Below are 22282 nucleotides of genomic sequence, written 5' to 3'. Positions count from 1 at the left end.
CTAAATGATCGCGCCTCAGGCATCGTCTTTGTTGTCGTCGGACTTCTCTTGCAATTGTTCCCACAACTCCGCAGCGCCGGGAAACTCGGTGCCATCCTCCGGGCTCATGTCCTCGGGATCATATCGACTCAAACACCCTTCGCCCAACGTCGCCGGCGCTTTGGAAGTGGCTTTGTCCAGTGGATCGGCCATGGCTTATCCTCACAGCTGAAATGAAAAAGGGTCTGGACGATTGAACGCCCAGACCCTTGGTTTTTCAAGCCCGTGGGGTTGAGATCAGAACACCACAGTCTTGTTGCCGTGCACCAGCACGCGGTCTTCGAGGTGATAACGCAGGCCACGAGCCAAGACCATCTTCTCGACGTCACGGCCGAAACGCACCATGTCTTCGATACTGTCACTGTGGCTGACACGCACCACGTCCTGCTCGATGATCGGGCCGGCGTCCAGCTCTTCGGTCACGTAATGGCAGGTCGCGCCGATCAGCTTCACGCCACGCAGCGACGCCTGGTGATACGGCTTGGCACCCACGAACGACGGCAGGAAGCTGTGGTGAATATTGATGACCTTGTGCGCGTATTCGCGGCACATGTCTGGCGGCAGGATCTGCATGTAACGCGCCAGCACCACCACTTCGGCATCGTGCTGCTTGACCAGACGCGACACTTCGTCGAAGGCCGGTTGCTTGTCCTGCGGATTGACCGGGACGTGGTAATAAGGAATGCCGTGCCACTCGACCATGCTGCGCAGGTCGTCGTGGTTGGAAATCACGCAGGAGATTTCGCAGTCCAGTTCATCGCTGTGCCAGCGGTGCAGCAAGTCCGCGAGACAGTGCGATTCGCGGCTGGCCATCAGCACAACGCGTTTTTTCTGCTCGGTGTCGGTGATGCGCCAGTCCATCGAGAACTCTTCGGCGATCGGCGCAAACTTCTCGCGCAGCACTTCAATACCGAAAGGCAGCGAATCGGCACGAATTTCGTGACGCATGAAGAACCAGCCCACCTGGTTGTCCGAGTGGTGGCTCGCTTCGGTGATCCAGCCGTTGTGGGCTGCCAGAAAATTACTGACTTTGGCAACAATGCCAACGCGGTCCGGGCAAGATATCACCAGCCGAAAAGTGCGCATGAGGGGGAAACTCCAGAACTTCGCAAAGGCCGCCATTCTAGCGGCTGCGCAGGAAAACTGCAGTATTGATCAGCAACGGGAGGCGCCAGGCTCAGTGCTACGGATTCTTGATGAGTAACCGACAGACTGGTGCTGATCCTGCGGGATCGCTTGATCAGACAACTGTGAATATCTGTGATGACTCGATCACACTATTTAACTGAATATTCAATAGAGAGCAGTTTCTCGTAACTAATTTAAATAAAAACCCCGGTTAAATGTTTACTTGATGAAACAGCCTGACTATTATTGCGGCACTGTCCCCCTGCCATCCCGCACTCTACTAAGGTAGTAATCATGTCCTTGATCAACGAATATCGCGCCACCGAAGAAGCCATCAAAGAGCTGCAAGCCCGTTTGAAGAACCTGTCCCAAGACGACAAACTGCAAGCCGAGCTGGAATTCGAAGGCAAACTGCGCACCCTGATGGGCGAATACTCCAAATCCCTGCGTGACATCATCGCGCTGCTGGATCCGGAAGCTAAAACCAAAGCAGTACGCGGCGGCGCAGTAAAAACTACCGGCACCAAGCGTGCTCGCAAAGTTAAACAATACAAAAACCCGCACAACGGCGAAGTCATCGAAACCAAAGGTGGCAACCACAAAACTCTGAAAGAGTGGAAAGCCAAGTGGGGCGGTGACGTGGTTGAAGGCTGGGCTACCCTGCTGGGCTAAGCCGCAACGTCTTCGCAGAGCGATCCGCGAAAAACAAACGCCAGCGAATGCTGGCGTTTTTTTATGCCCGGGATTTAAGCCCGGTCATGTTCGATTTCAAAGATTCAAACGTTTGCGCAATGCCTGGACATAATTCTGCCATTCATTGAGCACCTCACTCTGCATCGGCGTGGCATTAATCGACCATTGCTCGGCCGCCTCGGTAAAAGATTTCAAGGTATTCGGTGCGCCGCACTCAGGCGTGGACAAACGCTGCTGACAAAATATCCTCCAGCGTTCTTGCTCTTCGAAATTCAACGTCTCGGGAAAGTTGCGTGCGCGATATCGAAAGAGTAATTCAGGCAAACGTTCGTCATCGAAAGGCCATTGCTCTTGCGCTAGTTGTGCCGGGTCAGCGCTCCTCACTTGCTCACATAGACGTCGGTCACGGTCACCGATAAATCCGTCGTACAACTGTTGTTCCGGATCCTCGCTCGGAATGAAATCTTCGCTGACATAAATCTCTGCAACTTTATCTTTCCAAACTTGCTGTGCGTCAGTTAGCCGCAGTGCTCGCTGTTGATAAAGCGCCATGTCCAGCCCCAGACGTTGCTGATCCTGCGCACGCAAAACCGCAAGCGGCGCCACCACCGGACAACGGTTGATGTGAATCAGCTTGAGCGGCACCGGCAATTCGCCTTCCAGCAAATCATCACGACGCGTGTACAAACGCTGGCGCAGGGTCTGCGCGTCCAGATCGAGCAACCCCTGCGGGTCGAGGTGCAGATCGCAGACGATCAAGGCGTTACGGTTTTTTGGATGCCAGGCTAATGGCAGCACCACACCGACATAACTGCGCGCGGCCGAGAAACGCCCGGAAATATGCACCAGTGGCTGCAGCAGACGAATCTGATCCATGACCTTTTGCTTGCTACGCAACTGGAACAGCCAGTCATAGAGTTTTGGCTGTTTCTCGCGGATCAACCGTGCCAGTGCAATGGTCGCGCGCACATCCGACAACGCTTCGTGGGCATGCCCGTGATCGATATTGTTCGCGGCGGTCAGGCGTTCTAGCTTGAGCGTCACCCGACCTTCGTCATCGGTCGGCCAGACCAGGCCGTCAGGACGCAGCGCATAAGCAGCGCGCACCACATCGATCAGATCCCAGCGACTGTTACCGCCCTGCCACTCCCGGGCGTACGGATCGAAAAAGTTGCGATACAGGCTGTAACGGGTCATCTCGTCGTCGAAACGCAGGGTGTTGTAACCCGCGCCACAGGTGCCGGGGGCCGCCAGTTGGGCATGCACCCGCGTCATGAAATCAGCCTCGCTCAAGCCTTTTTCGGCCAACTGGCTCGGGGTGATGCCGGTAATCGCGCAGGCCGCCGGATGCGGCAGGATGTCTTCGCTGGGCTGACAATAGAGGTTGACCGGCTCGTCGATCTCGTTGAGCGCATGGTCGGTGCGAATTCCGGCCACTTGCAGTGGGCGGTCGTTTCGCGGATTGATGCCAGTGGTTTCGTAGTCGTACCAGAAGATTGAAGTCACGGGCGGTTCCTGAACAGAAGATCGGCAAAGTCTAGGCGCTCGACCGCGCTCGCGGCCAGCCTCGTGTCATTCAAACACTTCGTACTTCACGATGTGCAATACATAGTTATGTCGTTTTCCCCCGAGAGGCTGCTAGCATCGACCTCACTTGCACCCCGAACAGGCGAACACCAGGTAGCCCATGCTCGAGACCACAGCACCGCCAAGGAAAGCACCGCTGGCCCCGCCGCTGGATACGCGGCATCAGGTCGAAACGCCGGAAGGCATCGACCTGCCGTTGCGTCCCGCCGGGTTAATGGTGCGTGCCGTAGCCTTTGCGATCGATCTGGCCCTGCGCGGCGTGATCATGGGGGTGCTGTTCATCGCCCTGGCGTTTCTCGGCAAGCTCGGCATGGGCCTCGGCTCGCTACTGCTGTTTGCGATCAGCTGGTGGTACATGGTGCTGTTCGAAGTGCTGCGTCAGGGCCGCTCGCCGGGTAAACAATGGATGGGGTTGCGCGTGGTGCACGATGACGGCACCCCGGTTGGCTGGTCGGCCTCGTTGCTGCGCAACCTGCTGCGTTTTGTCGATCTGCTGCCCTTCGGCTACTTCCTCGGCATCCTCAGTTGCCTGCAACACCCGACCTTCAAACGCCTTGGCGACATCGCCGCCGGCACATTGGTGGTCTACAGCGAACGCCCGCTGACTCGCCCGCAACTGCCTGAAGCCGAACCACGGCGTTCGCCCGTCCCCCTGACGCTTGCAGAACAACGCGCCGTGCTGGGTTTTGCCGAGCGCCAAGGTGAATTATCGCCTGCACGGATCAATGAACTGGCAGCCCTGCTCGCCCAGCCATTGCACATTTCTGCGCCCAAGGCTGTGGCTGAACTCAATGGCATCGCTCGCGGCTTGTTGGGCCCGACATGAAGCAAAGTCTTTTCGAAACGCGGCACAAGGCCGAATGGGAGCGTTTTGCGCTGGCCCTTGAACGCCTTGAGCACGGCAAGGAGACCTCGCAAGTCGCCGGTTTCCCCAAAGCCTACCGCCGGCTTTGCCAGCATCTGGCGTTGGCGCAGGATCGCGGCTACAGCAGTTTCCTCATTGATTCGCTGCAACAACAAGTGCTGCGCGGACATCAACAGCTTTACCGTCACCGCAGTCGACTCGGCGCCAATCTGCTGAGTTTCATCCTCGCCGACTTCCCCCGCCTGGTCCGTGCCGAATGGCCCTTTGTGCTGGTCGCCAGCCTGCTGTTCTTCGGCAGTCTGATCGGCGTCGGCGTGTTGGTGTATGTATTTCCCGAACTGGTCTACAACCTGATCCCCGCCGATCAGGTGCGCGAGATGCAAGGCATGTACGACCCGGTCGCCGGCCACCTCGGACGCCCCGCCGAACGTGCGGCCAGCGAAGACTGGGTAATGTTCGGTTACTACGTGATGCACAACATCGGCATTGCCTTTCAGACTTTCGCCAGTGGCTTGTTGCTAGGCGTCGGCAGTGCGTTCTTTCTGTTCTACAACGGCATGGTCATCGGCGCGGTCGCCGGGCATCTCAGCGAGATCGGTTTCGGCCAGACTTTCTGGTCATTCGTCATCGCCCACGGCGCCTTTGAACTCAGCGCCATCGCCCTCGCCGGGGCCGCCGGCCTGGAACTCGGCTGGGCGTTGATCGCACCCGGGCGGCTGACCCGCAGCGAAGCGCTGAAACGCGCCGCACGCAAAAGCGTGTTGCTGGTCTGCGGGGTGATGTTGTTCCTGTTGATTGCCGCGTTTATCGAAGCTTATTGGTCGTCGAAAACCAGCGTCACACCACTGACCAAGTATCTGGTCGGCGCCGGGCTTTGGACGTTGGTCGCGGTCTATCTGTTGTTCGCCGGAAGGACCCGCCATGCGCCTGAGTGACGCCACCGTGGTGATCCGCCCGCGCACGACCTGGGAAGCCATGGACCTCGGCGTGCTGATGAGCCAGCAACATCGGCGTCTGCTGATGACCAGTTGGGCGATCGTCACCCTGCCGCTGTTCGCTTTGCTCAGCCTGTTGCTATGGGACTCGCCGTCGCTGGCGGTGTTTATCTTCTGGTGGCTGAAACCGGCGTACGAACGTCTGCCGCTGTACATCCTGTCGAAAGCGCTGTTTGGCGAAACACCTACACTCAAGCAAGCTCTGCGCGAATGGCCGCGCCTGCTCAAACCGCAACTGCTGGCCAGCCTGACCTGGCGCCGCCTGAGTTTCAGCCGCAGTTTTCTGCTGCCGGTGGTGCAACTCGAAGGCCTCGATGGCAGCGCCAGGCAACAACGCTTGCACGTGCTCCTGCAACGCAACGCTGGCGCCGCGCAGTGGCTGACCATCATTGGCGTGCACCTGGAAACCGCGCTGTGGATCGGCTTGATGGTGCTGTTCTATATGTTGCTTCCGGAGCAAATCGAAACGGATTGGAGCTGGCAGTCACTGATTCTCGCGGCGGATCAAGACTGGCACTGGCTCGAACACCTGACCAATGCTTTCTACGCGCTGGTGCTGGTGGTGTGGGAGCCGATCTATGTCGCCTGCGGGTTCAGCCTATATCTGAACCGGCGCACACAACTGGAAGCCTGGGATATCGAACTGGTGTTTCGCCGCTTGCGACAGCGCCTGAACAACGGTGTATTGGGAGTGATGCTGGCGGTCTTTCTGGTGCTGCCGAATATGCCGTCGACCTGGGCGGCCGAGCCTGATGACAGTCCGCAGGCACCGCGTTTGTTGAATCAACCACTCACCAGCCAGGCCTCACGGGACAGCATCAAGGCATTGCTTGAACAGCCGCCGTTCAAGAACAAGGAAGTCGTCACCCGCTATCGCTTTGGCGACGACCCGGCGAAACCTGCCGAAGCGCAGAAGCCGGGTGAAGCGCCACAGTGGCTGAAAACCCTGCTGGACTGGCTCGACGGGCAACACTTGAATGGACTGGCGAAGATTATTGAAATGCTGTTGTGGGGCACGGTGATTGCTGCGTTCGGCTGGCTGATCTGGCGTTATCGCGACTATCTCCAAGCGTTCGTCAGCCGCCGTCCGAGACTGCCTGCCAAACCGAAACGCGCGCTGCCGCAACAAGCCTTCGGTCTGGACTTGAACCGCGACACCTTGCCTGACGACATTGCAGGCAGCGCCGAACACCTCTGGCAAAGCCAACCTCGTGCAGCGCTGGGCCTGCTGTATCGAGGGCTGCTCAGCCATCTGCTCGACGACTTCGACATGACCCTGAAACCCGCCGATACCGAACTTCAGGTACTCGCGCACGTTGAACAATTGCAACGCCCGGAACTGCTCGCCTTCAGCCGCAGCCTGACCACCCATTGGCAGAACATGGCCTATGGGCATCGTGTCCCGGCAGCCTCCCTGAAGCAGGAGCTGTGCGATGGCTGGCGCGCCTTGTTTGGTCCCGGAGCCGCCCGTTGAATCGCCGGACACTGTGGTGGGTGGCTGCGTTGATAGCCCTGTTAATCGGCACGCTGAGCGTGTTCCTCTACCTCAACGCCACGCCTTATCAGGAAGAAGTCGATCACGGGCCCTCGCCCGCCGCGCAAGCCAATCCATACCTGGCCGCCGAGCTGTTTTTACGTGAACGCGGGCTCAACGTCAGCCATACCGAAAGCCTCGCGACACTCCCCGATATCGACCCGCGCCGCCACACGTTGCTGTTGTTCAACGACCGCTCAAGCATGACCCCGCGTCAGGTTGACCAAGTGTTGAACTGGACCCGCGCAGGCGGGCGGCTGGTGTTCGTCGCCGAATCTTTGTGGGATGAACAGAGCAAACAAAGCAACGACTTGTTACTCGACCGGGTGCAATTGCATCAATCCCTGAGCAAGGATCTGAAAGATTTACCCGCAGACGCTGAACCAGAGCGCTTCCCGCAACTGACCAGACTTTATCTGGAAGACGAAGACGCACCGGCCTACGCTGGCTTCGACACCGACTTCCACCTCGACGACCCGAAGAATCTGGCGCAAGCCTGGGCCAACAGCGCCAAGGCCACGCACATGATGCAGCTGCCCTACAGCCTGGGCACGATCACCGTGGTCACCGACGCCGAGCTGTGGAAGAACAAGACCATCAGCCAATACGACAACGCCTGGCTGCTCTGGTATTTGAGCGCCGACACCGACGTCACATTGATCTACAACACCGAGCACGATGGCCTGCTGACCTTGCTCTGGCGCTACTTCCCGCAAGCCATTGTCGCTTTGCTCGCGTTGATCGGCCTGTGGCTCTGGCACGTCGGTGTGCGTCATGGCCCACTGCAATTACCCACCCCGAGTGGACGCCGGCAATTGCAGGAACACCTGCGCGCCAGCGCCGATTTCCTGTTGCGCCACAACGGCCAGCAGGCGTTGCTGCAAGCACTGCAACAGGACGTTCTGCGCCGTGCCCGTCGCCGTCACCCCGGCTTTGACCAATTGAACGTTGCCGAACAGTGGCTGGCGTTGTCGCGTCTGACCCGACAACCCACCCGCGCCATCAGCCAGGCCCTGAGCCCGGTGCCGGATCGGCGCCTGTCCAGCGCCGATTTCTGCCGCCAGGTCGCCCACCTGCAAACCTTGAGGAACACGCTATGACTGAACAGATCGAGCCCGGCAGCGCCAGCCACGCCGCCCAGCAACGCCAGCGTGCCAGCCAGTTGGCGCAAGCAGTACGCGGTGAATTGCAAAAAGCGCTGATCGGCCAGAACCAGGTGATCGATGACGTGCTGACGGCGCTTATCGCCGGCGGTCATGTGCTGCTCGAAGGCGTGCCGGGACTGGGCAAAACCCTGCTGGTGCGGGCGTTGGCCCGTTGTTTCGGCGGCGAGTTCGCGCGGATTCAATTCACCCCGGATCTGATGCCCAGCGACGTCACCGGCCATGCCGTGTACGACCTGCAAACCGAGCAGTTCAAGCTGCGCAAAGGCCCGCTGTTCACCAATCTGCTGCTGGCCGACGAGATCAACCGCGCCCCGGCGAAAACCCAGGCGGCCTTGCTCGAAGCGATGCAGGAGCGCCAGGTCACGCTCGAAGGTCGCGCCCTGCCGATCGCGCAACCGTTCATGGTCCTCGCCACGCAGAACCCGATCGAACAGGAAGGCACTTATCCCCTGCCGGAAGCCGAACTCGACCGGTTCATGCTCAAGGTGCGCATGGACTACCCCGACGCCGATCAGGAGCTGAACATGGTGCGCCAGGTCTGCCGCTCGACCCGCGCCGACATGCTCGATGTGCAACCGCTGCGCACCGTGTTGCAAGCCAAGGATGTGCAAGCCCTGCAACGGATTGCCAGTGATTTGCCACTGGACGATCAGGTTCTCGATTACGCCGTGCGCCTGGCGCGCGCCACGCGCACCTGGCCGGGGCTGACCCTGGGCGCCGGGCCGCGCGCCTCGATTGCTCTGGTGCGTTGCGCCCGTGCCCGCGCCTTGTTGCGTGGCGGCGAGTTCGTGATTCCCGACGACATCAAGGGCTGCGCGCTGGCCGTGCTGCGCCATCGCGTACGCATCGCGCCGGAGCTGGACATCGAAGGCCTGCAGGTCGATCAAGTGCTCGCACAATTACTCGACCAAGTTCCGGCGCCGCGCCTGTGAAACCCTCGCGCCTGCTGTTGATCTGGCTGGCCTTGCTGCTGCTCATCGGCATTGTGCTGGGCACGTTGCGCGCACTGCTGATCGACACTCCGGCGAGCCTGATATCGATCAACTGGGGTTTGCTGCTCGCGCTGCTGGCTCTGGCGGCGCTGGATGCGTTGCGTCTGCACCGTTTGCCAACACCGCGCATCACCCGGCAGATGCCCGGCAGTCTGGCGCTCGGCCGATGGAGTGAGGTGCGCCTGGAAGTCGAACACGACTTCAGCGAACCGATGCACATTCGACTCTTCGACCACCCGCCAGAAGGCCTGAGCTTCGAAAACCTGCCGCTGTCGATTGAATTGCAACCCGGCCAGCGCAGCCTGCTCGGCTACCGCCTGCGCCCACTGAAACGCGGGCATTTCAGCTTCGCCCACTGCGAAGTCAACCTGCCCAGCCCCTTGGGATTATGGTCAGGCAAACGCTTGCTCAGGGTCAGCGACCAGACCCGCATCTACCCCGACTTCGCCCGGCTCTACGGCGGTGAGTTGCTGGCGGTGGACAATTGGCTCAGCCAGCTCGGCGTGCGCCAACGGCAACGGCGCGGTCAGGGCCTGGAATTCCATCAATTGCGCGAGTTTCGAGAAGGCGACAGCCTGCGCCAGATCGACTGGAAAGCCACCGCACGCCAGCGCTCACCGATTGCCCGTGAATATCAGGACGAGCGCGATCAGCAGATCATCTTCCTGCTCGACTGTGGCCGACGCATGCGCAGCCAGGACGATGAACTGTCGCACTTCGACCACGCGCTCAATGCCTGCCTGTTGCTCAGTTATGTAGCCTTGCGTCAGGGCGATGCGGTGGGTTTGAGTACCTTCGCTAGCGAACACCCACGCCATCTCGCGCCGGTCAAAGGCAGCGGCCAATTGAACGTGCTGCTCAACACGGTTTATGACCTCGACAGCACGCAGCGCCCTGCCGATTATCAGGCCGCCGCCAATCAACTGCTGACCCGACAGAAGCGTCGGGCACTGGTGGTGCTGGTAACCAACCTGCGCGATGAGGACGATGAGGAGCTGCTGAGCGCGGTCAAGCGCCTGAGCGCACAACATCGAGTGTTGGTGGCCAGTCTGCGCGAAGAAGCGCTGGACACGTTACGCCAGACCACGGTGCAAACGCTGCCCGAAGCGCTGGCTTACTGCGGCACGGTGAGTTACCTGAATGAGCGGGCAGAACTCCATGAGCGGTTGAGCGCTCATGGCGTTCCGATGGTGGATGTCCGGCCCGCAGAACTGGGGGCCGAACTGGTGACGCGGTATCTCAGTTGGAAAAGAAGTGCGGCGCTTTGATCATCTCTCGATCCGCACGTGCACAGATCCGCTGCTCGAGGTACCGTCAGGATTCTCGACTTTGACATCAAGGGAAACGGTTTCCGACAGATCCATCACCCTCCAAGAGGTTTCGTATTTACCGTTGCCATTTGTACTGTAATCAATGAATGGCCTGCCGTTAATGGAGACAAGAATTTTCCTTTTCGGCATCGGTTCTCCAGAAGCCTTGTCTACGATCAACGCAGTCATGGTTACCCAGTCGTTCACGAAAGCCGGATTCGGCGCAGCGACGACGGACTTCACAACTGCAGGACGTTCAGTGACAGTCAACCGCAGCGTTTCCACATCCCAGCCAGCCAAGCCGCCCTTTACCGACGCCCACAACGCTGCCTCACCTGCAGTGCCCAAGACAAAGCGCACCGTTGCCATCCCATCGGTACCCGTCAGTGTTGCCGGTAAAGATGTGTTGTTGTATTCCCACATCACTTCGACATTAGCCAAAGGCTCGCCGGTATTGGCTGAAACCACCAAAGCCTGAGCTGAAATTTCTTGCCCCGGATAACCGGTCAGATCATCGCTGAACATTTCCTTGATCTGTCGAGGTTCATGCAGGAAATACGGCAACGAAATCGATTCCGAATACTGCGTGTCCCCCACCGTCGCGGTCAGTTGCGCCGCTCCGGGCGTCTTGGGCACAAAGCGGATCCGCGCCACGCCGTAGAAGTTGGTGGTCGTCGTCACCTCGCCAAGATCCGCACTGCGCCAGACAACGTTCATCCCCGCCATCGGCCTGCCACTGATGGCCGAAACAACGGTGATCTGCTCGGACACAGCCTCGCCCCAGTACAGCGTCTGGCTAACCCGCGAACGCTCGGCGATTTTCACCACTTGGGCGCCTTCGCCCACCGACATTGCATTGACAGGTGACCATCGAGCCAGGCTTTCGCAGGCCAGAAACAAGCCGAAACTGCCGTTACGCTTGTCATCGATCATGAAGGAATCGGTGAATCCCGCCTCGCGGCTGAAAACTCTTGGCAAACCGAGTACGGGCTGAGTAAAACGAATGCCGAGTGCCTCAGGTCCGGTGCCGACCATGCCCAACGTCAAATTTCGACCGGACAAGAAGGTGTCTTGCGGGGCAGTTACATCGATTCTATGGGTCAGTTTGCGACGCGCAAAACCAGTGTCCTGGCCGAAAGGCTGTGCAGGTCCGTTGTCCATACTGAACTGCAATCGAGCCCACGGATCGTCGGCCAGCGAACAGACCTCCATCGAACGTGTATCTGTAGCATTGTCATACGGACTGCTGACAGACACCTCAACCGTTGCCGATCCGCCTGTGGTTGCCCCATACGCAAAGCCTGCCCAGCCATCGTCAGCAGTCACATGTTCTTCAGAATGACCATCCACCTTCCACTGCGTTGGCACTTGAACCATGGCAGCTTCCGAGAAATCCGAACGTACTTTCGCCCACATCCATGCTGGGTCCTGACCCACGATCGGGAAAACGGCAGACTCACGTACGGTTTCAATGCTGAGTTTGTTGTGGCCCAAGTGCATTCTGGTGACATCCGTCGAGCCAGCCCCCCCCGTCAAGAATTTCAGACCGAACGCCCCGCCCCCCTGACTATCGGAACAATCCAGTGTCCAGGTCATGCCACTTTCATCAATAACATTGTGGCTATGTGGAGGCGGGTCGAGAACGATGTCCATCTCTGACGCTGGAGTTCCGGACCATTGCAAATCCATGGCAAGCCCCACCAGGGCACTCAGTGCTTTGGTTCTGAAAATATACCGGTGTACGGCACCCAGGCAGGGATACAGCAACTGACCTCGGTCGGTGCTCATATGATCCAGTTCCAGAGTGAACTCATCGTAAATATCCGGTGAAACCAAGCGGCCGAGCAACTCTCGATCTTCCAGTGAATCGGTCAACAACCGCAGTCCGAACATGCTGCTGCGGCTCTTGGCGAATTCAGAACTCAGAGTCCAGATCAGCGGTTCATCTGCCCGCAATACCCTGGGCTCGCCAAGTTCACTCACCACCAGCCCGATGCCTGGGTCGTCAATGCCCCATGCCAACGTGATTTCCTGGCCGATAAGAGGACTGTCGGCGAGAGCAGTAACCACCAGGGAATGGGTCAGGCCTCGTTTGCAGACAACCCCTAGATCCTGGTTGATCAGACCACGATCAAATGTGATGTTGACCTTGTCCTTCCATGAACTCCTGGCAATCGCGGTCACGCTGAATTCGCACTCATGCGACTCGGCCGATTCATGCGCTCGCACCGCCGCGGTGATCGCATGAATCCCGTGTTCTCTGGTGTAAAACTTCAGGCTCCCCCAACCACCGCTTCCCGTTTGGCTCTGCACGACGCTTTCGGCCATTTGCCACTCGACCAGCGCACCGATCACCGGTTCGCCGTCGCCCTGATCAGTAACATGCACCACTTGCAAGCGCAGGTACGCACTTTCGTGTTCCTCCACCACCGGACTATTCTCGGCCTGACGCACCTCTTTGATCCTGATCCTGTTGCGCGCCAGCGACATACGTTTTCTGGGCGACGGCAACAACAGCTTCGAGCAGACCAGTGACAACTCGAATATCCCGTCGCGCCGGTCTTCGCAGTTCAGCGTCCAGGATGCAGTGCCCCCTCCATCGATCGGCATGGGCACCGATGTTTCCAGTGGCGGACTGACCACGACACCCAGTTGCCCAGGCTTGTCACCGTGCCAATGCAGATAGAAGTCGCTGCCTCGCAGACGACTGTTGGCCGCCAGCATTACATCAATGAAATGGGTAGAACCCCGGTTCGGATAACTGTTATCAATCCAGTCCCTGATTTCGTTGTTTTCACGGACAGTCAACCGTGCCCACGGATCCTCGCCCAGTACCAGTACGTCAAACGTCTGAGCCCACACACCCTGCTCGTAATAAAGGCTGACCACAGAGGCTTCAATAACGAAGTCCCCTGCTGCCTTCGCCTCATAATCGAAGTAAGCCCAACCTTGTTCATCAGTAACGGTGGCCGCCAACACCCCGTGCTCGGCGGTCGCCCAGTTCACCGTAAGCCCGGCAAATGGCTGGCCGGTGTAATACGACGCTACTTGCACACCCAAACGGACACTTTGCTCAATCAACGGGTAGTAAGCGGCCTCGACCACCTCACGAAAAATCAGTCGATGATGCCCCAGCGATACGGGGATCTCGTAGGCCTGCGCGGTGTAACGGTTGCGCAAGCTCAGGGTGAATTCGTAGTCCTGATCATCGATTAACGGGCAATCGAGCGTCCATGGCACGTCCAGCGATTGCGGGGTGTCCCAAGCAGGCGTCGCGACAATCGCGCCCTGCGGGTTATTGTCGATGCTCAATGCAACCGGGGTGCCGTCCCAAGGGTTATCCGGCACAGGTACAAAACCGAGTACGTGGGGTGTGATCAATGCGTCGCTGCCAAAAGCTCCGCCCCTGCTGGCGCCCTGACACAGGTACATTTTGCGCAAGGGCGGGAACGACATGCCGTCCAGCTCAACTTCCTGCAACTCAAGTGGCGCGAGTTTCAACTCGACTTTGACGCGCGTAACCCAGAGTTCGCCATTTGGACTCGAAGACTCTGTCGAGCTGTATATTTCGATGCGCAGCGGCTTTGAGCTTGAGATGTCCGATGTCAGTTCCACTTCATGCAGGGTCGGACTGAAACGCCTCTCTGGCGCTGATCCGAAACCCTCGCGCTGTTGTGCCTGATCAGGTTTACCCACGGGTTTGAGTTCGATGCGGTAATGCTCGATTTCTCCCTGAGAAATCCTCACCCAGCCTGATTGGCTGAAACTGCTTTCCCACAGAAAACTCAGCCAATAAGCACCATTGCTATCAGGATCTCTGGGAAGTGTGACGTCCTGCGTGACACCCGCGCCCTTCGGCGCTTTGATGTGCTTGACAGGCGTGTTGTCGTAATACGCCAGGCCTATGGCAACCGCCCCCGTTTTTGCCCAACAATCGAACCTTTCTTCGAAATCACCGTTGCACACCAGGTTTTCATTCACCTGAACGATAGGATTATTCATGACTGCGCACTCCCTTGCCCTTGCCGGCCAGGCCCTCTTGTGCTGCATTGACCAACTCCTTCACCGAATCGGTAAACGACTGATCTCCGCTCTTGCACGTGTAGCGAATGCGCAAAATGAAATCGTTCATCGAGCGCAGCGTGGCCTCCTGCGGCGGTTCTTTATGCCATGGCCATTTCAGCTCCCAGGCGGACACCACACCGGTATTTTCAAATGGATAGAGCAAACCTTCGTCTGGCTTCGCCGCCGCCATGCCGTTGTCGGCAATACCCACCGACAGGGCGATCTGCTGGCCCGGACGCAAGTTGAACAGCACATCAGAAGGGGCCACTACCCCAGGACCAGGATTGTGCAAGTACTGCACTGACTGCACCGAAGCCCGGCTGGCGGTCATGCTGCCGACCTGCAGCAAGGTCGCGCGCACGTCCTCGAAAGGCCCCGTCAGCACTGGCAAGTCGACTTCCACCGAACTGATCTGCCGGCAGAAATGTCCCGGATAGTCCCGATCGAACAGCAGTTGGGTGAGTTTGAATTCCAGCGAGCCGTTCGTCTGCAATTGCGCCAATGCAGCCTCCCAACTACCAACGCCCTGAGGGTCAGTTGCGTCATTGAACAGGCGACGCAACGAGATGGTTTTCACCAGTTCCAGACGCCGCTCGGTGCGTTGCAAGTACTCACGTTCCATACGCAGCAGGTACGCGCGCAGATGCTCGCCAGCAGTCAAACCGTGGCGTTGATCCTGCCAGACCTGCGGCAAGGGAATATGTGAATCGTAATCGCCGGTTTCGGCGCTCATCGCAGCTTGCGCGCTAAGGCACAGACTGACTACTGCGTCGTAAGCCTGATAGTGCAAGGCCTTGAGCTGGCCCAGCATCCAGCCGAACAATTCGGCATTGGTCGCGCGTTTTTTCAGATAGTTGTACATCGTCAACGCCTGAGCGTTAGCTCGTAGCGTTTGCGCAAGGTTGGTTCTGGCCGCATCAATCGCATGGTTCTGCGCGACGATTTGCGCATCGATGGCCGCAATTTCTGCCAGCGCCTGATCGCGTTGCAGCCCCCACTCATTGCGGCGACGGCGATAGCCTTCGGTGGTAGCTTGCTTGTCGGCATCGATTTGCAGCATCGACGAAGCTATCTCCAGGCCAAAGCAGATGGCATCGGTAACTTTGTCGATACGAAACCCGCCGTTCGCCATACCGAAGATATTGGGCGCGGCCGCCAAGGCCGCGCCTACCGGTTTGAGGATTTTGGCAGTCAGCGCCAGCTCTTTGGACTGGTCCAGGTTTGCCATGACCTGATATTCGACAGCCGACACGTTTTCGTCATAGCGGGCTGCGTAAGCAGCAGCCCGTTCCCGAGCCACTGTCCGGCTCTGCTCAAGCGCCGTCATGCTCGCTTCCAACTGAGCGATGGATTGCTCCTGCATGGTTTTGGCGTAGTTACCCAACTCCACCAGATGGTTTTGCTGCAGCTCTTCCTGCTCGGCACGATCACGCCGCTCAAGCAGATTGAGTACCTGGCTGCCGTAATCCTGCAGAGCCTGCACCGCACGCAAGGCAACCTCGAAGATCGTGCGCCAGCGAAACGCAATCACCACCAGCCGTCCGCCCATCGGTCTGGCGCCACCGACACCACCTGCGGCCAGAGCGCGCAGCAATTGGTTCGGGTCAGTCGGTGGGTTGAACAACGGCAGGAGCATGGGCTTGCCATCAATGGTCAAGTTGTTGCGCAAGTTGTTCATGCGGTACTGCGGCTCGTTGAACCGCGCGAGCAACTCATCATTGATGGGTGCCCTGAACGGCGGACACCCCAACATGCCCAGCATGGGAGCCGTATCGGAGCCGCCCGGAACATCTGCCAGGCTGTAATTCAATGTCTGCTCGAAAGCTTCCAGAGCCGTACGCGTGCAACTTTGGGCCAGAAGGTTCTCCAGCGTCGCGGTCTGCCACAAGTTCACCGTTTGAGTCAGAGGCGGTTTGCCCATCAATGATCCCGCTTGTACATAGCACAGCTTTGCCGCCACCAGGCTTTCGCGGGTCAGTTGGCGGTAATGCCAGTCCCCCCAGGCCATGAGGTTCTTCACATATTCGATGAACATCAGCAGCCTCAAATGCACAGGCGCCGAATATCCAATCGCATCCGGGTCGGCGGGCGCCGCGGCTTCACAACCGGCATGCCCCAGATCGTTGATCAAGGGGCGGCAGCGCCAGAAACGTGGTTTCTCGGGTACCGAGTTGCTATCGGCAGGGGCCCGGGGATCGAAAATGAAATGCAACCACGTCTGTGCTTCGGCAAACCGCTCTTCATCACGCAAGCGTGTCGCGATCAAATGCGGCAGATGGAAAAACAGCTCCCAGAAAAACAGACCGTTGGCACCGTCGAAAGCGCCATTGCGTTCCGTGAAATCAACATCGGTAGGCGGCGGCTCTGACAGATGCTGGGAGTCCCAATTAATCAGCGTCGCAGGAGAGACAGTGGAGCGTGTGACCAACTCGGGACCGAACAGCGAATTGAGCCGAACGTAGCGCAACGCCCAGTCATCACCGAGTTGAAAGTCGAGGAACTGGGCGGCATCCGTGGTGTTTTTAAGCAGCGTTGGCGCGCGGAAATACGGGAGATCGACAATCGTCAGAGCAAACTGTTTACCGCCAAAGCCTTCAGTATCATTCCTTAGAGTGAACTTGACGTTGTTCCAGGTCCCCTTTGGTCGAGTGAAGGTACCCAAAAAATTCATTGTCCAACCGCCGGCTGTAGGCACCGAACGCATCACCGGCACCGGGTCACCACCGGCGGAATTCTCCAACTGCAAGGTGAAGTTTGTATTCTTCTCTGACAAACCTGTGGGCCTGCAAAAGCCCTCAACCGTCAGCTCGTCTTTGTCACCCACTCGCATGGCGAAGACGTTCAGCCCCAGAAAAGCTGCCATGGAGCCTGACGGTGACTCACTTGGGACCACAGTAACCTCAAGACCCAAGGGGTGCTGAACCGTCAAGGCAGAAACAAATCGATCATTCTTGGCCATCTCCAGCCAGGTACCACCGTCTTCAACAACGGGGCGCATCAGCACATCGATGATCGCGGTCTCGTTCAAGGCAGCTGTGCCGGTTTTATCATTGTCCAGCAATACCCCGAGCTTGCCTTTGGGATTCTGAGAGTCGACCCACACGGTTGCAATCAGCCAGGCACCCGCAGAAAGATCCTCATCAAACTCGCCATGGTGTAAATTCAAAGGCGCCGACCACTGGCCGTTCTGCCTCATGAAGGCCACATTGATATCCAGCTGATGGGGCACGAATCGGGATCTGTCGTCCTTTGAGGGATCCGCGGGGACGGCTTTGATGATCTCGCCGACCTTGTCCCGCCACTCCGCCCAGACCAGACACAGTCGGCCATTCCAGACCACCGGACGCATGTCCAGCACCCGCCCGGCAGGTTGAATATCCACCGCTTTCCATTCACTCCACGCCGCCGGGTTGACGGCCACACACGTGGGCGTGATCTCGATTTGCGCCTTGCGCCAGAAGTACTGGAACGGCGGCACCCGCTGACGCCCGACAAAGTAATAATCGGCGCGCTCCGGGGTCGTGCCGTCCATGTAGCCACTGACAACATCCAGATCGCAGATCTGTTCGAAGGCTTGCAAGTAATCCTGTAGCGCGGTTTGAACCGAATCGCTGTTCAAACGGGCCTGGTTGAGGTTGTTTTCAAGGGCCTTGAACAGATCCGTCTTACGCTGACGGACGAACGGATTGATGTAGTTTTCCGGGTAGAGCGCGATCATCTGCACTGCGGCCCAGTCCGAGTAGTTATTGTACAGCGCCCAGTTTTCCAGCTGCTCAAAGGGAAACTCGTGGTTTTCGAAACCGGGCTCCATTTTGTTGTACACCGCACTGATATATTGCTGCGCACAACTGATCGCTTCGGCAACCCCCGACGTCTGCACACGAGCACTGTCCAACGGGTCGATGCGCAGCAATTCGAACACGTCCTCCGGGGTCCGCAAAGGCGGGTAACGCTCCGCCTTTACTTGCCCGATGCAATACTCAAGCAACGCGGTACGACGTTTTTCCTGCAACAGGCCAATGTTGTTCGATGTCATGATCCTTGCTCCGTGGAAGAGGTTCCCGAGTCACTGGCGGAAGGCGTTGACGCTTGTTCAAGCGAGTGGCTGCGGCCTTGCGTCACCCCAAACCTGATGGGTTCGAAGAGTGTCCCCAAGCCGCTTGCCAGGCTGCGTATACCGACTTCGAATTCACCGCTGAAATCGCTGGTGATATAAACCGTGGTTTGACCTTGCTGATTGGTGAACCCCTGTGCCGGACGGATCGTTGGCCTTTCTTCGGGATCTGTTTCTACCTCCCAGGCCCAGTCCACCAGCATGTTGGCCCCAAGGTTTCCGTACTGGTCCACCATCGTGGCGTAGAGTGTGATTTCCTGACCAAGCGGCACGACCTCCGTTGGCACCGGAGACATAAGCCCGGTCGGGAAATTCATGCTCTCGGCGTGGGCGATGACGTCGATGCTCACTGCCCACTCAGGCTCGAGCAGGCTCAGGGAAAAATAAAGGCTGTCCGTGCCCAAGACTGTGCCCGGAAAATACTCAGCCGTGAGGACTCCTTCGGGATCGGTGATGCCTGATCTGATGGTCCCTAGCTCGGAGTGCCAATCAACAGCGATGCCTTTCAACGCTGCGCCTCGGGCGTCGGTGAGCGTCATCGTAATGATCGCTTTCTCATCTTTTTTACTAGCGAAGACTTCCGTCGGTTCTACTGCGCAAGTCATCCTGACCAACTGCTTCAGTTCGCCCGGTGCTTGCACGACAGGCACACGCGTCTGGGTCTGACTGAGCAAAGCCAGTTCAGCTGCCTGGGCATAGGCCTCGCTGGCATCGGTTGTCTCCGGCAAGGTACCGATCCGCAAAATGGTCCGGGCATCCATACCGGTCTGCATCGACAACTGGTAAACGCGTATCAGCAGATCCAGTTGTTCCAGGGTTTTCAACACTTGGGTTTCAGGATCGATATGGCGAACACATTCGCTGACTTCCTGCGCGCTCCAGGCAAAGAATTCAGCCAGTTTGATGGCTGCTGCCTGCTGCACCACCCGCAATGCATCCTCGCTGGGTCGGGCAGGAAGCGAATGGACCTGACGCAGATAGTCCAGCAATTTCTGTTCCGGCTGTGCACTCATGCTGAACGCGCGGGTCAGCGTGGTCATCGCGTAAAGTACGCGCACCGAGAACACATATTTTTGAGAGGGATCGATGATGATGATGCTTTGGTCGATCCACGCCTCATATCCATAATCCAGATAATCCCGGAGCAGGGCCGCACTCAAACCCAGCATTGAAACGACTTCGGCGCGCTGGCGCACAACAGCCAGCAATTCGAGTAAAGGATCTGAAGGTTCGTCGCGCCTGCGCTGCGTCGCTGGCGGTTCGAGGTCAGTGCGGTCATACACCTGGCGCAACAGTTGGTACACCGAAGCATCGACCCAGTTCAGCACCAGAACGGCCAATTCGCCCTCGATGCCGGCGTAGACTGCCAGCGACTCCCTGACCAGCGACACTTGAGCGTCTCTGGCCTGCAGAAGAACGGTGAGCATGATCTCGGCCAAGACGCTGACCTGGGCTTCCTCAATGTCCAGGCCGTTCCTGACGGCCCATTCGAGCTTCTCGCGGGCAAAGGCCGAATAATCCTCCGGCGTCATGGCAGTGGCCAGTATCAGCCCATTGACATCGACAACCGGCGCCAGCCCCTCACTGTCAATCGACAGTAAATCCAGCCAGTCGCTTTCTCCGGCCGGCGGAATACCGGCTACGAGAAAAGAATTATTGGATAACCGCGCGCTGGGCAGGAGGGTGCCGATCTTGTCGAAGAACTGCTGGTCCTGCTGGGAGAAATCGCTCAGACGCAGTGGTGCACTCACGTGCTGCAACATCCACAGCACCGACATGTTGCTTTGCTCGCACCATTGCACGCAGGCCTGCATGGCTTCGATCAGGCTCAGCACACCCGGATCGCCAGAGGTGACGTCAATGCGGCTGTCATCAACCGCCACGTCGACAATACGCGGCTTGCCAGCCAGCCCTTTGAGCCAGGTTTCTCCCCCCAGCACACTGAGCATCAACACGCCTTCGACCGGCGTGATATTCAACAGCCGGGGCAGTTTTACCAGACGGTAAAAACTGGAAATGACCGGCGCACTGCGCACCAGATTATCGGTAAGATCATGAGCCTGGGCTATCGCCAATGCCAGGTAGTGGTAAGTCTGAAGATCGATCCCCAAACCACTGCATAGCTGGCTGACCGTCAGATTGTCTTGATCCGATGTCGGTATCAGCGCAAACGGTGTGCCGTCGAGTCTCAGCGGCTCGCGATAATTGTCCTGATTGTTGAAGACCTGATCGAACTGCGACAGGGCATCACCGCGACCGTACAGTGACAGTTCATCGAGAAACACGGCGAAATCCGCCGCCGTGCAGTTGTAGCGTTCACGCAGTCGCTGAAACAGACCCAATGCATGGATCACGTTGACCGAAATCGCCCACACCTCAGGCTTTTCGGCTCCACGCGCTTGCGCCCTGATTGCTGCCACCAACAGGGCGTCAGTCTGCTCAGGGGACAGATTCAGCCATTTGTCCAGGCGCAACTTGCGGTTGAGTCGATCAAATGTATTCAAGCCTCTTGGGGTATTGGGATTAACGATTATCCGATGAAAATTATTCCCTGACTGCGTGGTGATACCGATAGCGGGGTGAGCATTATCATTGATGTAAACCGAGCCGGATCGACCACCTTCCGGGACATCGGGCTTTTCAGGGTATTCGACATTGTCCGAGCGCCGCGGCGCATAGTCCCCAACCGAAAAAAGACTTGTAACCTCCTCGGCCACAAGATTCGTACGTTGAGCCAAAAAAAATATCTGATTGAGATTCAGATACTCAGTGTCTTCGGTGCCAAAGTTCTCCAGATAGAACTGATACCTATCTTCGGGATATGTGTATTCCTCAGTAAGCAGCCGCTGCTGGTAAGGGCCCAGCCGAGAGGCATGCGCCAGAGCAGCAGCGGCAAGCCTGGTCAGGGGCGCGGAGTGCAAGAAGTTGGGGAATTTGCCGTCAACGATGTTGGCAAAATCCCCCACTGATCGTCCGCTGAAACCCGCAACCCCATCAACCGTGACCCAATGCTGGTAATACGGCAGACCGTTGGGATAGCGTGCTGTAATCAATGCCTGTTCAATTGGAACCTCCGTGTTCGCAGCGATGAACGCCTGTAGCACGCGTACGATCACGTCGACTGATGACTCCGGCGCGTTCACCGCTTTACTGTCGACCGTCAACGTCATCAAATCCGTGCGACGCTCATGCAACGGCAGCTTGCTGTCGTCACCAACGGATTCGATCAAGTCGCGAATCAAGCGATACAAGAAGACCAGATACGCCGAAGGCCCGAACATGGACTCCAGAGAATCCGAGGGGCACTTGGCTCTCAATTGCAGATCGAATATTCGCTCCAGTTGCGGCCCGTCAACGAGCGACATCAAACCACTGGACGGTCCTGTCGACCCGGCGTTGTCCCTCTTCACAGGATGTTCAATAAACCGACGCCGCACATAGCTCGCCAGGCTGTTGGCCCGGCGCAAAAAGCGTCGCGCCTCTTCCTGCTCAAGTCCGTACTCGCCGACCAGCAACGGAATACCCTTTTCGACCAGTGGGAAAAACGATCCCCCCTCCTCAACGTAACTCCAGAGTTTAGAAAGCCGGTTTTGCGCAGTGGACGTTTGCTGACCAAACAGCTGAATGAACAACTGCGCAGCGGGACGGAGTGAATCAGCCATGGTCACATTCCTTGAGTCGATAACGGGCCCGGTCCGCCTGACTGTCTTGTCAGGCGGACCTAGCTTTCCATAAGGATTTAGCGCTTGAACGCAGCAGCCGCCAACTGTCAGAAGTGACAGGTTTAATGCCCG

Annotated in this window: 13 protein-coding genes; 7 read left to right on the top strand and 6 right to left on the bottom strand. The window is 58.0% G+C overall.

The genetic code is table 11. From position 1 onward, the window contains the following. Positions 1 to 15: 15 nt before the first annotated feature. Both AC0ZWN_RS10120 and purU read right to left on the bottom strand, forming a co-directional pair. Positions 16 to 192, bottom strand: a complete 177-nt coding sequence (locus AC0ZWN_RS10120) for a hypothetical protein (protein ID WP_449123596.1) — start codon at positions 190 to 192, stop codon at positions 16 to 18. Positions 193 to 276: 84 nt separating this feature from the next. Beyond that, positions 277 to 1125: a formyltetrahydrofolate deformylase gene (gene purU, locus AC0ZWN_RS10115; RefSeq protein WP_007912774.1), complete on the bottom strand. Its 849-nt coding sequence runs from the start codon at positions 1123 to 1125 to the stop codon at positions 277 to 279. Between the two features lie 336 nt (positions 1126 to 1461). Between purU and mvaT the strand changes: the two genes are divergently transcribed. Next, a complete protein-coding gene (gene mvaT / locus AC0ZWN_RS10110; RefSeq protein ID WP_007912775.1) occupies positions 1462 to 1839 on the top strand; it encodes a histone-like nucleoid-structuring protein MvaT in 378 nt (125 codons plus the stop codon). Between the two features lie 96 nt (positions 1840 to 1935). On the opposite strand, the gene sbcB is transcribed toward mvaT, so the two are convergent. After that, positions 1936 to 3366: an exodeoxyribonuclease I gene (gene sbcB, locus AC0ZWN_RS10105; RefSeq protein ID WP_095126197.1), complete on the bottom strand. Its 1431-nt coding sequence runs from the start codon at positions 3364 to 3366 to the stop codon at positions 1936 to 1938. A gap of 181 nt (positions 3367 to 3547) precedes the next feature. Between sbcB and AC0ZWN_RS10100 the strand changes: the two genes are divergently transcribed. Genes AC0ZWN_RS10100 through AC0ZWN_RS10075 form a run of 6 tightly spaced genes read left to right on the top strand, consistent with a single transcriptional unit; the run spans position 3548 to position 10267 of the window. Further along, complete coding sequence (locus AC0ZWN_RS10100; protein WP_476334944.1) at positions 3548 to 4273, top strand: RDD family protein; 726 nt, start codon at positions 3548 to 3550, stop codon at positions 4271 to 4273. Next, entirely contained in the window at positions 4270 to 5247 is a 978-nt protein-coding gene (locus AC0ZWN_RS10095) for a stage II sporulation protein M (RefSeq protein WP_476334942.1), read from the top strand. The genes AC0ZWN_RS10100 and AC0ZWN_RS10095 overlap by 4 nt, the downstream gene beginning before the upstream one ends. Continuing rightward, a complete protein-coding gene (locus tag AC0ZWN_RS10090; protein ID WP_476334941.1) occupies positions 5234 to 6781 on the top strand; it encodes a DUF4129 domain-containing protein in 1548 nt (515 codons plus the stop codon). Before AC0ZWN_RS10095 ends, AC0ZWN_RS10090 begins: the two co-directional genes overlap by 14 nt. Continuing rightward, positions 6778 to 7941, top strand: a complete 1164-nt coding sequence (locus tag AC0ZWN_RS10085; RefSeq protein WP_476334940.1) for a DUF4350 domain-containing protein — start codon at positions 6778 to 6780, stop codon at positions 7939 to 7941. Before AC0ZWN_RS10090 ends, AC0ZWN_RS10085 begins: the two co-directional genes overlap by 4 nt. Continuing rightward, entirely contained in the window at positions 7938 to 8939 is a 1002-nt protein-coding gene (locus AC0ZWN_RS10080; RefSeq protein WP_095048231.1) for an AAA family ATPase, read from the top strand. Before AC0ZWN_RS10085 ends, AC0ZWN_RS10080 begins: the two co-directional genes overlap by 4 nt. Next, positions 8936 to 10267 (top strand): DUF58 domain-containing protein, encoded by a 1332-nt coding sequence (locus AC0ZWN_RS10075; RefSeq protein ID WP_476334939.1) that lies wholly within the window; start codon positions 8936 to 8938, stop codon positions 10265 to 10267. Before AC0ZWN_RS10080 ends, AC0ZWN_RS10075 begins: the two co-directional genes overlap by 4 nt. Here the strand turns inward: AC0ZWN_RS10075 and AC0ZWN_RS10070 are convergent, their stop codons facing one another. Genes AC0ZWN_RS10070 through AC0ZWN_RS10060 form a run of 3 tightly spaced genes read right to left on the bottom strand, consistent with a single transcriptional unit; the run spans position 10268 to position 22150 of the window. Next, a complete protein-coding gene (locus AC0ZWN_RS10070) occupies positions 10268 to 14311 on the bottom strand; it encodes an Ig-like domain-containing protein (protein ID WP_476334938.1) in 4044 nt (1347 codons plus the stop codon). Beyond that, entirely contained in the window at positions 14304 to 18410 is a 4107-nt protein-coding gene (locus AC0ZWN_RS10065; RefSeq protein WP_476334937.1) for a Tc toxin subunit A-related protein, read from the bottom strand. Before AC0ZWN_RS10065 ends, AC0ZWN_RS10070 begins: the two co-directional genes overlap by 8 nt. Then, positions 18407 to 22150 (bottom strand): Tc toxin subunit A, encoded by a 3744-nt coding sequence (locus AC0ZWN_RS10060; protein ID WP_476334935.1) that lies wholly within the window; start codon positions 22148 to 22150, stop codon positions 18407 to 18409. The genes AC0ZWN_RS10065 and AC0ZWN_RS10060 overlap by 4 nt, the downstream gene beginning before the upstream one ends. Between the last annotated feature and the right edge of the window lie 132 nt (positions 22151 to 22282).

The sequence above is a fragment of the Pseudomonas sp. 3B-A001-10F genome (genome assembly GCF_056313565.1).
The sequence above is the reverse complement of the archived record's forward strand: the minus strand, read 5'-3'. Positions and strand labels throughout refer to the sequence as shown.